We start from the raw sequence: 13,651 nt of genomic DNA, 5'->3' as shown, positions 1-13,651 counted from the left end.
AAATGACTGAGAGCTAAGTAATGCAGGCGTCTGACTATTTAAGGATGAAGTTTCAAAATGATAAACGGCTGGCTCTAACCACTCAGAATGCTGTTGGTGGAGTTTTTCAATCAGCCAGGGGTGTCGCTTCAGATATATATTCTGGTATTGAGCGAGCTAGTTGGTATTCATCATGTTTTATACCTCAATACAATGATATTTGTCAGGAGTTAAAATCTGAAGAAATAAGGATGCTCTATTCCATTGAGTCAATATATAGATATCGTGATGTAATTACATATATGCTTTATTTGTACTTCATAACGATAAGTGATGATGTTGATGAAGGTAATCCCGAAGGCTCTGCTCGTCAATTTATCAGAAAAATGTCCGCACTGGCTACTCATATGAATATTGCGGGAGGGACTCGGTATGCTTTTGCTTCTGCGGCTTCTATTGCGTTGTCTCAGTCTGGCTTCATGTCGAAAATCATCGTTGAGCGTTTATCTGCAAAACTGCCGCAAGCGGTATTTTTGCTGCAATTTTTCGGAGTTCAACAAAAGTGCGCTCTTGCTGCGCGGCAGCTAAAAGGAATTGATCCAGATTATTATTGGGCTTTATATCAGGCAAAGCTTGAAATGCTCTATTATTTTGTTGAGCCAGCTATTTCCAATATGATTAGTAGAGTAAAGTCAAAGCGCTTCTCAAATCTTGATAATTTAGCGGATTTTTTGCAGAGGGATTTTGGTGTTTAATAGTTTGATCACACTTTTATTAGAAAGTGTAGTGTTTCCAGCGCTGGTAATAGGCTTTGGTCTGTTATGGCTTCATCTATTTCCTGAATATTGTCTTTTACTAACATTAATAACGCTTGTTGTTTTGATGTGGTTATTCCCCCGGTTGACTTCACTATTCACTAGGTTTAAATAAAAGGAGTATTTCATGTCTAATCCAGCTTATTTGTGGCTAACCGATGAGGATGGTTCTCCTATGCCCGGCTCATGTCAGGCCGTAGGTCGCGTTGGAGCTATTGAAATAAAGTCACTAACTCATAACGTCAATATTCCGGTTGATAGTAATACAGGGCGCCTGACCGGTACGCGAATTCATGCACCCATCATGTTCCAAAAAGAATTCGACCGAGTTACACCCTTTTTGTACAGGGCCTTAAGTACCGGAGCTACGCTTAAATCCGCGATGATTAAAATGTACTCAATTAATGAAGCAGGGATGGAAAAGGAGTATTTCAACATAATCCTTCACAACGTGAAGCTCACTTCAATCACGCCTGATTTATATCTTGGCGCAACAACAGGCACACATCTTGAGACTGTTCTGCTGCGCTACGAGAAAATTACCTGGAAACATTGTGACGGTAATATCATTTATACCGATGAATGGAATCAACGTACAACCTATTAAGTCAGGGGTTGGGCAACGTGAAAATGGGTGTGAGGGATTATTTACTAATGATGGGAACTGGTGGATAGATGACGCCGAGCCAGTGGCGTCATCTCAGTACCCAACATGATTAGCTGGCCATTCCCAGACCAACAATGTTTGCCGCGACAATGATCACTACGCAGCCAAGACTTAGCACGCTGACCGGACGGCGACCCGCGTTTTTCCACTCTTTCAATACCAGTCCGACAATTCCGCCGCACAGAACATAGAAGCTCATGTGCAGCATCCAGCTTACATAGTCATACTGTGCCGGAATACGAGCGTGGCCCCAAGCGTAGAAGAAGAATTGCAGATACCACATCAAGCCACCAAGTGCGGAGAGCAGCACGTTGGTGATAATTAGCTGTTTGGCTAACGAGAAGTCAGCTTTTATCGACAAGTTTTTCACTTTTGCCAGACGAATGAAGCAGAAACCCAGGTTGACTAGCGCGCCACCGCCCATGATAACCACATAGCTTGGCAGGGCGACATACAGCGGATCAACGCCCAACGCGGCGGCGGCATCGTGCATTGGTTTAGCAGCGTTCATCGCAAATGACATCCCGGCAGAGAAAATGCCGCACATGACCGCCAGAACCAGACCTTTTTTCAGATTGAACTCTTCCGCTTTGATGCCCATTTTGCGTTCTTTTAACTGACCCGCACGGGTAACAATGCCCACGCCAATCAGCGCGACCAGCACGCCAAGCAGCGTCATGCGTCCGCCAGAGGTGTTGATCAGTACATCAAAGTTGCCGTTAATAATCGGGGTCATCAGCGTGCCGACAATCAGCGTAATACCAATCGCAATGCCGATGCCCATCGACATACCGAGATAGCGCATGGTCAGGCCATAGTTGATATTACCAATCCCCCACATCGCACCGAACAGAAACACCGGCGCCAGCGTGGAGAGGCTAAAGGAGCTGAAGTAGGCCCAGAAATCGGGAAGTAACATGGCGCTGATGGTCCATGGGAGGATAAGCCAGGAGACGATCCCGCCAACCGACCACATCGTTTCCCATGACCAATGTTTGACTTGCTTGAACGGGGCATAGAAACAGGCGGCACTGGCTGCGCCTATCAAATGCCAAAAGATACCCATCGTAATCGCGTTACTCATGACTTAATCCTCGTTATTTTTTATCGTCGGTAATTACCCCTCCGACCAAACGAGTTTAAAAATTATGCAGGTAGTTAACCTTTTAACGATTGCCGCCATTTGGCGCATGTTGGCAATCATCACGTTAAGTGGGTGATTCGGCTCACATCTTTAGCAATGGACTTGAGTCATCAAAACCTTGTAAAAAGTACGGCATTGATAATCATTTTCAATATCATTTAATTAACTATAATGACCCAACTGCTTACGCGGCGTTAACACTGGCCGCCCGACAATACTGGAGATGATTATGAGTTATACACTGCCATCCCTGCCGTACGCTTATGATGCCCTTGAACCGCACTTTGATAAGCAGACGATGGAAATCCACCATACCAAACACCACCAGGCTTACGTAAACAACGCGAACGCTGCGCTGGAAAGCTTACCTGAATTCGCGAGCCTGCCTGTTGAAGAGCTGATCACCAAACTGGATCAACTGCCAGCAGACAAGAAAACCGTACTGCGTAACAACGCGGGCGGCCACGCTAACCACAGCCTGTTCTGGAAAGGTCTGAAAACCGGTACTACGCTGCAGGGCGACCTGAAAGCGGCTATCGAACGTGACTTCGGCTCCGTGGACAACTTCAAAGCTGAATTTGAAAAAGCTGCGGCAACCCGTTTTGGTTCCGGCTGGGCGTGGCTGGTTCTGAAAGGTGACAAACTGGCTGTTGTTTCCACTGCTAACCAGGATTCCCCGCTGATGGGTGAAGCTATCTCTGGCGCTTCCGGCTTCCCGATCGTGGGCCTGGACGTTTGGGAACACGCTTACTACCTGAAATTCCAGAACCGTCGCCCGGACTACATCAAAGAGTTCTGGAACGTGGTGAACTGGGACGAAGCTGCCGCGCGTTTCGCAGCGAAAAAATAAGTTCTACGCTTTGATAAGCCCCTGCAAGCGATGCTTGTGGGGGTTTTTTTGTGATCAAAATCAATATAAAAACAATGATCCACTTAAATTGAAACAAGGTTTTATTATGCGAGTGGGATCACTTTTATAGTCTCTATGAATGTCTATCTTCGTTTCATCAAGACGGGCGCATCTCATAAGCAAGATGCAATCGCCCATAAAAATTGCCCCATTTTTATGTCTACAGGTGATGGAAATGCAGATCAAACGAACGATAGAGAAAATCCCAGGCGGCATGATGCTGGTGCCGCTTTTTTTGGGCGCGTTGTGTCACACCTTTTCCCCCGGCGCCGGGAAATACTTCGGCTCCTTTACCAACGGTATGATCACCGGTACGGTGCCTATTCTGGCGGTCTGGTTCTTTTGTATGGGGGCGTCGATCAAGCTAAGCGCCACCGGTACCGTGCTGCGTAAATCAGGCACGCTGGTCATAACCAAGATTCTGGTAGCGTGGGTGGTCGCGGCGATTGCTTCACGTATTCTGCCGGAACATGGTGTAGAAGTTGGTTTCTTCGCCGGGTTGTCTACGCTGGCGCTGGTGGCCGCCATGGATATGACCAACGGCGGGCTGTATGCCTCGATTATGCAGCAGTACGGCACCAAAGAAGAGGCCGGGGCGTTTGTCCTGATGTCGCTGGAGTCTGGCCCGCTGATGACTATGGTGATTCTGGGAACCGCCGGGATCGCTTCGTTTGAACCGCACGTGTTTGTCGGGGCCGTATTACCGTTCCTGATTGGCTTTGCGCTGGGAAATCTGGACCCTGAGCTGCGGGAGTTCTTCAGCAAAGCGGTGCAGACGTTGATTCCTTTCTTTGCCTTCGCGCTTGGTAACACCATTGATTTGAGCGTGATTGCGCAGACCGGTGTACTGGGTATTTTGCTGGGCGTGGCGGTAATTATCATTACCGGTATTCCATTGATTATCGCCGATAAACTGATTGGCGGCGGCGATGGCACAGCGGGGATTGCGGCCTCCAGCTCAGCTGGTGCGGCGGTCGCTACGCCAGTGCTGATTGCTGAAATGGTTCCGGCATTTAAACCGATGGCGCCGGCAGCAACTTCCCTTGTCGCCACGTCGGTGATTGTGACCTCCATTCTGGTGCCGATTATCACTTCCATCTGGTCGAAAAGAGTAAAAGCCAGGGCGGCGGAAATTGATATTCGTAGCGCCGTGAAGTAAGCCTCTTTTGCCGGATGGTCTGTTCCATCCGGCTTAACGATTTACGCTTTGACGACAAATACCTCATCGATGGTCCGACACTCACCCTCGTTCAACTCTCCGCCGGCATTTCGTGACACGCCGGTGCAATAGCCAAACTTACGCGATACCACGGTTTTGATGGTGGTGACGAAATCTTCGCCGATGGCGTAGATGGACATGTAGGTGCCAATCTGGTCCTGAATGTCGCGAAGTGCTGTCAGGTCGCCCTGTTTAAATGCTTCCCGTGCGCTGACAAACAGTTCAGGCATGACGTTGTTTAATCCTGAAATCACCCCCGCGCCGCCTGCCAGCAGGTTAGGAATGTAGTATTCGTCATAGCCGGACAACACGGCAAAATCCTCCCGTACGGCGCGGGTGGTCTGGATCATACTGCGAGTATGGGACTGGCAGTCGACGGTATCTTTAATGCCTGCGAAGTTGGGGAACTCGGCGGCGAGGGTGGCAACCAGTTCAGGTGTTAAATCGCAGCCAGTGCGCGCCGGAAAGTTATAGGCAAACCATTTACCGCTGAGCTTCTGCCCCAACTGACGGAAGTAGCTCAGCAGCTGTTTTGCCGTTTGCCCATAGTAGTAAGGCGGCAGGATCATCACGGCATCGTAATCGGCGCGATACGCTTCCTGCGCCATCAACAGCACATCATTCTGGCAGGTGGATGAGACGTTGGCGACCATCTTCAGCGAGCTCATAGCGCGGGCCTCGCGGATTAGTAACAGCTTTTCTTCGAGCGTAAAGGAGGCAAATTCCCCGATGCTACCCATCAGCAAAATCACGTCGATTTTGGCCTCGGTAAGGCGTTTGAGATGCTGGCTCAGACCGTTAAGATCGATCTTGCCGTCATTATCCATTGGCGTAATGGAAGGACACCAGACGCCAGCAAATTGCGATTGACCAGTCACGTTGTTGACTCCTTATTTGAAATGATGTTTCAAAACCAGATTACATTGATAGCATGTGTCCCTAAGTTTCATGTGAACCGTGCTCTCATTTTGAGCGACTGGGGTAAAATAAATGTGGTGTAATGGGGGAAATTTATCGGGAGAGGGAACAGATGCGATATCCGGTCGATGTTTTTACAGGCAAGGTTCGGGACTACACGGGAAGCCGTCCCAGCGCGATTGCTAAGGTCCAGGTTGACGGCGAGCTGATGCTGACCGAACTGGGGCTGACGGGTGATGAACAGGCGGAAACGAAAATTCACGGTGGGCCGGATCGCGCGCTGTGCCACTATCCGCGTGAACACTATCAGCACTGGAGACAAGAGTTTCCGGAGCAGGCAGAGCTCTTTGTCGCGCCCGCGTTTGGCGAGAATCTCTCTACTGAGGGGCTAACGGAAGAGAATGTATTTATTGGCGACATTTTCCAGTGGGGAGATGCGCTGATTCAGGTCACGCAGCCGCGCTCGCCGTGCTTTAAGCTGAATTTCCATTTTGGCATCAGCGATATGGCCAGCCAGATGCAGGAGGCAGGCAAGACGGGCTGGCTGTGCAGCGTCATCGCTCCAGGTCAGGTGTCGGCGGACGCGCCGTTGATCCTGGCTTCACGCGTCAGCGACGTCAGCGTGCGGGAGGCGATTGCCATTGCCTGGCATATGCCGTTTGATGACTCACAATATCACCGTTTACTCTCAGCTGCCGGGTTATCGAAAAGCTGGACCCGAACGATGCAAAAGCGTCGTTTAAGCGGCAAGATCGAAGACAATTCCCGCCGTTTGTGGGGAAAATAAAGCCATTCTGGCCATGCAATTAAATCAGGTGGTAACACCTGATTTGCCTCTCTCGTGGTTCTTATCTCTGCATACTAAGGCAGGTTAAAAAAACCTGCCTGTCACGCCATGTTTTCAGTCCATTCTTGATACCTGGCCCACAAAAAGAAACTCTGCGTTGAAAAAAAACTTGAGTATTTCCTGCACTCAAATATCTTAGCTTTAAATTGGTTTAAACCAGATGAGTAAGATGAAAAAGAAAAACAATGTTGATGTGCTTAGAGAGCGCTTTGAAAGCTGGTTAAACGAGAATAATTTGCCAGCGGGCTCTAAATTGCCTTCGGAGAGAGAGTTATGTGAGTTGCTGGATGCGAAGCGCATGACCTTACGTCAGGTTCTGATTGAGCTTGAGATCGATGCGCGTATCTTCCGAAAGAACCGCAGTGGTTGGTTTATTTCATCGAAGCGATTTATTTATAATCCCAAATCACTTTCCAGCTTTAATGCTGAAGCCTGTGCTCAGGGGCGCAAGCCTTTTTGGGGTTATTTAACCAAAGAAACGATTGCGACGGTTCCGCACCATGTTGATGATGTTTTTCTCTCCTCCGGTGATCGCTATTTAGTTACCGGTTGGTGTGGTCTTGATTCGCATAAAGTGTTTTACCATGAGTCCTATATTGATGCTGATGTTGCGCCAGGATTCATTAACAAATTGGGCAATCAGTCTTTTGCCAGCGTCTGGGAAGATGCGTTTGGTCATGCTTTAAATATCAAAGAAATGATTTTTAAACCGGTCAATATGCCAGAAGTGGCCTGCAAAGAGTTGGGCGTTGCGCCTAATACTTATGGAATTTTAGTAGAAAAACATCGGGCTACCCGAGACAAAAAAGTGGTTCAGGTTGATTTTGAATACTGGCGACTTGAATCTGTGGAACTTGTTATTCGTGATGAATGAGAAAAATAATGGGAAAATGCAACCAAGAACTTCTCGCTGAACGTGCGAGAAATATACCACTGTACCTACATGCTTATGCCTTTCATCTGAATATGCGCTATGAGAGAGTCCTTCCGGGCGATCTTCTGGATATTGCGCATCAGCAACAATTAAAGGGAGTGAAAATACATGTTGAGGATGGTGAGTCCCAATCGCTGCAGAAACTAAACGATCGGCAGTTGCACGATTTTAAAGAAAAGGCCAAAAAATATAACCTCGATGTACATATTGAAACGAGCGCATCGGACAAGGCGACATTGACGGATGCGATCCGTATTGCTGTGACAACTGGCGCAACTTCAGTACGTTTCTACCCGCGCTATGAAGGACATCTCAACGATGTCATGGCAAAGATTGCCAATGATATTGCGTGGTTGTCTCAGTATGACGATTGCGGACTAAGCTTTACTATCGAACAGCATGAAGATCTGCAAGGCCATGAACTGGTGACGCTGGTTAATAATAGTGGAATGAAGAATCTCTCTATTCTATTTGATTTTGGCAACATGATTAACGCCAATGAGCAGCCGCTTTCTGCGTTAGAGGTCATGTCCCCTCTAATCACTCAGGTACATATCAAAGACGCAAAAATTATTAAAGAAGGTAAAGGCTGGGGGCATGAGGCTTGTCGTTCAGGATACGGTGATTTACCAATGGAAGAGATGCTTAAGGCATTATTACTTTTAGGTGAGGACAAACCGCAAGTAAATGCTTTTGGTCTGGAAGAGGAAGTTGAATATTATGCTCCGGCATTTCGTTTTGATGATGAAGGTGATAATCCCTGGATCCCATGGCGCGATGCAAGCTATACGCCGCTGCCCGACAGTAACATGATTGATGCGCGACTGGCGCAGGAAAAAGAACATGCTCTTGCTCAAATAAAGTATATCCGTGATTTATGCGACAAGTTTACAAGTAATAAATAAACTTCTTTAAATATTATTAAATGCGAAAAGGGTTATGAAAATAACTCTCTTAATTTATTAGCTGCATGATTTAATTTAAATATTTCTCTCAACAAGCAATGAGGGTTTAATTATGTTCATGAACAAATGGGCAAGGCTCTGTTTTTTAATTTTAGGCGGCGGCACAATATTCAAACTTTCAAGTATGAAAGACGTTTTCTATGTGCCAATGCAAAGTGACTGGGGTTTAACCAATACGCAAATTGGTTTAAGTTTTACTGTTTATACGATTGTTCAGACAACCGGGCTTTTTCTGTCGCTCTATATCGCAGACCGTTATTCCAAGAAAATATTATTACCATTTGGTCTGATCGGCGTTGGGCTATGCGGTTTATATTTGGCGACGCTACCGTCATTTACCGGTTATCTTATTTGCTTTGCCGCAATGGCGTTCTTTGCCGATGTGGTTTATTGGCCGGTGTTATTGAAAGCTGTGCGTCTGCTAGGTACGCAAGAAGAACAAGGGCGTATGTTTGGCTTTTTAGAAGCCGGACGTGGCGTGGTGGATGTTATCGTCGCTTCTGGCGCTCTGTTTGTTTTCGTCCAGTTTGGTGAAGGTAAAGCGGGGATGCAGGCTGGACTGCTGTTTTATACGCTAATTACGCTGGCTGCGGGCGTTCTCACTTACTTTATTGTCGATGATGACAAAGTGAAAGGCGGCGAGAAAACCAGTGCCAACATGGAAGTCTTAAAGGGTATCAAACATGTGTTGTCCTGCCCTAACGTCTGGCTGGCTTCTTTAGGGATTTTCTTCGTTTACGCCGCGTACTGTGGCCTGACTTACTTCATCCCATTCTTAAAAGATATCTACATGCTGCCGGTAGCGCTCGTCGGCGCGTACGGCATCATCAACCAGTATGCATTGAAAATGGTGGGAGGGCCGATTGGTGGGCTGCTGGCGGATAAGGTTGCTAAATCACCTACGGTTTACCTGAAGTGGACGTTTCTGATCTCTGCTGCTGCTATGGTTGTTTTTATGCTGTTGCCACATCAAACGATGAATGTGTATATCGGTATGGCGGCGACGCTTGGATTTGGGGCGATTATTTTCTCACAGCGCGCCATTTTCTTTGCACCAATGGATGAGATTGGTACCCCGCGTGAATATGCCGGTTCGGCGATGGCATTTGGCTGTATCATCGGTTATATGCCCGCCATGTTTGCGTATACGTTATACGGTTATTTACTGGATACCAATAGCGGCATCACGGGCTATAACTATGTCTTTAGCGTGATGATTGCGTTCAGCTTAATGGGCTTTATCTGTTCGACCATTCTGGTGAAGCGGATTAAAAAGCAAAAGCTAGCGGCTGCGACTGTGGCAGCATAATGTGAGAACTTCCCCGGCATTACGTTACCGGGGAAGCCTGTTAAGCGCGTTTATACAGCGGCAACCAAATTACCAGCCGTAAACCACCCAGCGGGCTGTCTTCGGCTTTCACCCAGCCACGATGCTGTTGGATTGCGGTTTCAACAATCGCCAGACCCAGACCTGTTCCGCCAGACTCGCGATCGCGCGCCTCATCGGTACGATAGAACGGACGGAAAATCTGTTCTCGGTCTTCAGGGCTAACGCCCGGGCCATCGTCGTCGACGGTGATGGTAATCCCATCGATATCCACCGCGAAGCCAACTTCAATCTGCGTGTGTGAATAACGCAGGGCATTGCGCACAATGTTTTCCAGCGCGCTTTCCAGCGCATTTGGGTTGCCGTACAGTGGCCACGGACCCGGCGGGAAATTCACCGTGAGTGATTTACCCATCTGCTCGGCTTCAAAGGCGGCGTTATCCAGCACTTCGCCCCACAGCTGATTGGCTTTCACCGTTTCACTGACCAGCGCGTTTTTCTGCTGATTGCGTGACATCACCAGCAGGTCGTTGATCATGCTGTCCAGTCGATGAGCTTCTGTTTCAATACGCTCCAGCTCTTTGCTTTCACCGCTACGACGGCGCAGCAGCGCGGTGCCCAACTGCAGACGCGTCAACGGCGTTCTCAACTCGTGAGAGATGTCCGACAGCAGGCGTTGCTGCGAGGTCATCATTCGCTCCAGCGCCGTCACCATCTGGTTAAAGCTGGCACCTGCCGCCAGAAATTCCTGCGGACCGGCTTCCAGTTCCGGATGCTGGCGCAGGTTGCCCTGGGCCACCTCATCCGCCGCGTTTTTCAACTTACGCGCCGGTTTCGCCAGACTCCAGGCAAGCCAGAGCAGTAGCGGAGAGCTGACTAACATGGTGACAATCAGCAACAACAGCGGTCGGTCGAACAACAGATTGATAAAATCAGATTGTGAGCTGCTGGCAGGTCGAATGAGATACAGCTGGTAGTTATCTTCGCCGTCTCTGACGGAGAAAGGCCCGACCATCTCAACGCGACCGTATTTTTTCTTTTGCGGATGGTCGGCGTTATCGGCCTGACCAATAAAGTTACGAATGATCTGCATTTCGTTGCGTTCTGCGCCGATCACGCGTCCTTCCGTCGTAACAAGCAATAACCGCTGTCCTGGCGGCGCCCACTTGTCTATCGCCCGAAACAAGCGACGCCACCACATTAAATCATTGGGTGGATCGTTCGCCAGTTCAGCTTCAACGTGTTGCTCAATCATCAACCCCTGGCGCTGCTCGCTGTCCAGTAGCTCGGTCATCTGGCGTGAATCAAGCTTGGGTAACATCAGTACCAACATCAACACCAGTGCCAGCGTCAACCAGAAGATGGCAAAGATGCGTGCGGTTAAGCTCCCTATCATGAAGCGGAGACCATCAGGTAGCCGCGACCGCGCAGGGTTTTAAACCACGGGTGTCCGTCTTTACGTTCTGGCAGCTTACGACGCAGGTTCGAGATATGCATGTCGATCGCGCGATCGAAAGGTGTCAGGCGTTTGCCCAGCACTTCCTGGCTCAGGTGTTCACGCGAAACCACCTGACCGAGATGCTGTGCCAGCAAATAGAGCAGGGTGAATTCGGTGCCGGTTAATTCCAGGGTTTGCCCGTCAAAGCTGGCTTCCTGGCGACCCGGATTAAGGCTTAACGCATCCACTTCCAGAGTCGGCGAACCGTTGTCGCTGTTCTGCTGCTGTTCGCTCCAGTGTGAGCGACGCAAAATAGCGCGGATGCGCGCGACCAGTTCACGGTCGTTAAACGGTTTGGGTAAATAGTCGTCCGCGCCCAGCTCAAGGCCAAGTACGCGATCCAATTCGCTGCCGCGAGCGGTCAGCATGATTACGGGTGTCTGGTGTGTCTGACGAAGTGCTTTCAGCGTATCAATGCCATTTTTCTTCGGCATCATGACGTCGAGCAAAAGTAAATCGATGCTGTCATCCAGAAGCTCAAGCGCCTGTTCCCCATCATAGGCAACCAGCACATCGAAACCTTCCATTTCGAGCAACTCCTTTAACAGGGAAGTCAGCTCTCGGTCATCATCAACTAACAGGATTTTATTCATTGTTTACGTACCTCCGAGGCAGAAATTACGTCATCAGGCGTCGCTAATCTATGACTTTACGTTGTTTTACACCCCCTGACGCATGTTTGCAGCCCGAATCGTAAACTGTCTCTCGTTGAATCGCGACAGAAAAGATTTTGGGAGCAAGTGATGGGCAAAGTTACCGCTGCCGTCATGGCCTCAACGCTGGCACTGAGTACTTTAAGCCATGCAGCTGAAGTCGTCACAGGCGATCACTGGCACCTGGGTGAAGGCTCCGCGCAACGCAGCGTTCAGAGCCACATGTTCGACGGTATCAGTTTAACCGAACATCAACGTCAACAGATGCGAGATTTAATGCAGCAGGCAAGACACGAACAGCCTCCTGTTAATGTTAGCGAAATGGAGACAATGCATCGCCTTGTCACCGCAGAGAAATTTGATGAACGCGCTGTGCGCGCTCAGGCAGAAAGAATGGCGCAAGAACAGGTTGCCCGCCAGGTTGAAATAGCCAAGGTTCGCAACCAGATGTATCGCCTGTTAACGCCCGAGCAGCAAGCGGTTTTAAATGAGAGACATGAACAACGAATGGAGCAACTGCGCGACGTAGCGCACTGGAAAAAAAGCTCATCGTTGAATTTATTGAGTAGTAGCAACTCACGTTCCCAGTAGTAACCCTGTTTTCCTTGCCATAGACACCATCCCTGTCTTCCCCCACATGATGTGGGGGTTTTTTTTGCCCAAAATTTGTCACTCGGTTATTGCCTGACTGTTTTACTTCATCCGTTATACTAGCGGCATATCCTGGCAGGAGTGTTTATGAATCAAACCTATGGGCGGCTGGTTAGCCGGGCGGCAATCGCGGCGACCGTGATGGCATCGCTGTTACTTTTGATCAAAATTTTTGCGTGGTGGTACACCGGATCGGTCAGTATTCTGGCAGCGCTGGTGGATTCTTTGGTGGACATCGCCGCGTCGTTAACCAACCTGTTGGTGGTGCGCTATTCTTTGCAACCGGCCGATGATGAACATACGTTCGGACACGGAAAAGCGGAATCGCTGGCGGCGCTGGCGCAAAGCATGTTTATTTCCGGTTCGGCGCTGTTTTTATTCCTGACCGGGATTCAGCATCTCATCCAACCCACGCCAATGAAAGATCCTGGCGTCGGGGTGGTTGTCACCATCATTGCGTTAGTGTGTACAATCATTCTGGTCTCGTTTCAGCGCTGGGTGGTGAAGCGCACGCAAAGTCAGGCCGTTAGGGCGGATATGCTTCATTATCAGTCTGATGTTATGATGAACGGTGCAATTCTCGTGGCGCTTGGGCTGGCATGGTACGGCTGGCATCGCGCAGATGCCTTGTTTGCGCTCGGGATTGGCATCTATATTTTATATAGTGCATTACGCATGGGTTATGAGGCGGTACAGTCTTTGCTGGATCGCGCTTTACCCGATGAAGAACGTCAGGAAATTATTGATATTGTGACGTCATGGCCTGGAGTCAGCGGCGCTCACGATCTTCGCACGCGGCAGTCAGGGCCGACCCGCTTTATTCAGATTCATTTGGAAATGGAAGATAATCTGCCGCTCGTTCAGGCGCATTTAGTGGCTGAACAGGTAGAGCAGGCAATTTTACGGCGTTTCCCGGGATCGGATGTCATCATTCATCAGGATCCCTGTTCGGTCGTACCCAAGGAAGGCAAGATGTTTGAGCTTTTATAATTCGTTGTAAAAAAAGTGAACCGGGCCAGCATTTTGTGTATAAATTACCACCATTTGGCCTGACCTGAATCAATTCAGCAGGAAGTGATTGTTATACTATCTGCATATTCGTTGGATCGTTTCGATATGCGGAA

At 48.9% G+C, this 13,651-nt stretch carries 14 protein-coding genes; 10 read left to right on the top strand and 4 right to left on the bottom strand.

Going from position 1 to position 13,651, the window contains the following annotated elements; translation table 11 throughout:
* The first annotated feature begins 20 nt into the window (after positions 1–20).
* Both HV243_RS23730 and tssD read left to right on the top strand, forming a co-directional pair.
* On the top strand, positions 21–734 hold the full coding sequence (locus tag HV243_RS23730; protein WP_053388913.1) for a hypothetical protein: 714 nt from the start codon (positions 21–23) through the stop codon (positions 732–734).
* Positions 735–921: 187 nt separating this feature from the next.
* The gene (tssD, locus tag HV243_RS23725; protein ID WP_053388912.1) at positions 922–1,401 is read left to right on the top strand and encodes a type VI secretion system tube protein TssD; all 480 of its coding nucleotides are present in this window, start codon (positions 922–924) and stop codon (positions 1,399–1,401) included.
* Positions 1,402–1,510: 109 nt separating this feature from the next.
* Here tssD and rhaT read toward each other — a convergent pair whose 3' ends face one another.
* Complete coding sequence (rhaT, locus tag HV243_RS23720; RefSeq protein ID WP_046276208.1) at positions 1,511–2,545, bottom strand: L-rhamnose/proton symporter RhaT; 1,035 nt, start codon at positions 2,543–2,545, stop codon at positions 1,511–1,513.
* Between the two features lie 289 nt (positions 2,546–2,834).
* Here rhaT and sodA point away from each other — a divergent pair, with 289 nt between their 5' ends.
* Both sodA and kdgT read left to right on the top strand, forming a co-directional pair.
* On the top strand, positions 2,835–3,455 hold the full coding sequence (gene sodA / locus HV243_RS23715) for a superoxide dismutase [Mn] (protein WP_016155203.1): 621 nt from the start codon (positions 2,835–2,837) through the stop codon (positions 3,453–3,455).
* A gap of 235 nt (positions 3,456–3,690) precedes the next feature.
* Positions 3,691–4,674: a 2-keto-3-deoxygluconate transporter gene (gene kdgT, locus HV243_RS23710; RefSeq protein WP_016155204.1), complete on the top strand. Its 984-nt coding sequence runs from the start codon at positions 3,691–3,693 to the stop codon at positions 4,672–4,674.
* A gap of 41 nt (positions 4,675–4,715) precedes the next feature.
* Here kdgT and HV243_RS23705 read toward each other — a convergent pair whose 3' ends face one another.
* Entirely contained in the window at positions 4,716–5,612 is an 897-nt protein-coding gene (locus HV243_RS23705; protein WP_016155205.1) for a dihydrodipicolinate synthase family protein, read from the bottom strand.
* Positions 5,613–5,764: 152 nt separating this feature from the next.
* Here HV243_RS23705 and yiiM point away from each other — a divergent pair, with 152 nt between their 5' ends.
* The 4 genes from yiiM to HV243_RS23685 all read left to right on the top strand — a co-directional run bounded on the left by yiiM (position 5,765) and on the right by HV243_RS23685 (position 9,707).
* A complete protein-coding gene (gene yiiM / locus HV243_RS23700) occupies positions 5,765–6,439 on the top strand; it encodes a 6-hydroxyaminopurine reductase (RefSeq protein ID WP_053388910.1) in 675 nt (224 codons plus the stop codon).
* 229 nt (positions 6,440–6,668) lie between these two features.
* Positions 6,669–7,373, top strand: coding sequence for a GntR family transcriptional regulator (locus HV243_RS23695; RefSeq protein ID WP_019077919.1), 705 nt, complete (start codon positions 6,669–6,671; stop codon positions 7,371–7,373).
* Between the two features lie 8 nt (positions 7,374–7,381).
* Positions 7,382–8,338 (top strand): TIM barrel protein, encoded by a 957-nt coding sequence (locus tag HV243_RS23690; protein WP_053388909.1) that lies wholly within the window; start codon positions 7,382–7,384, stop codon positions 8,336–8,338.
* Between the two features lie 118 nt (positions 8,339–8,456).
* Positions 8,457–9,707 (top strand): MFS transporter, encoded by a 1,251-nt coding sequence (locus tag HV243_RS23685; protein WP_029139693.1) that lies wholly within the window; start codon positions 8,457–8,459, stop codon positions 9,705–9,707.
* Positions 9,708–9,747: 40 nt separating this feature from the next.
* Here HV243_RS23685 and cpxA read toward each other — a convergent pair whose 3' ends face one another.
* Positions 9,748–11,121, bottom strand: a complete 1,374-nt coding sequence (gene cpxA, locus HV243_RS23680) for an envelope stress sensor histidine kinase CpxA (protein ID WP_016155210.1) — start codon at positions 11,119–11,121, stop codon at positions 9,748–9,750.
* Positions 11,118–11,816, bottom strand: a complete 699-nt coding sequence (cpxR, locus tag HV243_RS23675) for an envelope stress response regulator transcription factor CpxR (protein WP_006686193.1) — start codon at positions 11,814–11,816, stop codon at positions 11,118–11,120. The genes cpxA and cpxR overlap by 4 nt, the downstream gene beginning before the upstream one ends.
* A gap of 150 nt (positions 11,817–11,966) precedes the next feature.
* On the opposite strand from cpxR, the gene cpxP reads away from it, so the two are divergent.
* Together cpxP and fieF are read left to right on the top strand one after the other, a co-directional pair.
* The gene (gene cpxP, locus HV243_RS23670; RefSeq protein WP_016155211.1) at positions 11,967–12,467 is read left to right on the top strand and encodes a cell-envelope stress modulator CpxP; all 501 of its coding nucleotides are present in this window, start codon (positions 11,967–11,969) and stop codon (positions 12,465–12,467) included.
* Positions 12,468–12,614: 147 nt separating this feature from the next.
* Positions 12,615–13,517, top strand: a complete 903-nt coding sequence (gene fieF / locus HV243_RS23665; RefSeq protein ID WP_016155246.1) for a CDF family cation-efflux transporter FieF — start codon at positions 12,615–12,617, stop codon at positions 13,515–13,517.
* The last annotated feature ends 134 nt before the right edge of the window (positions 13,518–13,651 follow it).

This window comes from Citrobacter sp. RHBSTW-00599, from assembly GCF_013784065.1.
Taxonomy (GTDB): Bacteria; Pseudomonadota; Gammaproteobacteria; order Enterobacterales; family Enterobacteriaceae; genus Citrobacter; species Citrobacter braakii.
This window is presented reverse-complemented; position numbering and strand designations above follow the sequence as displayed.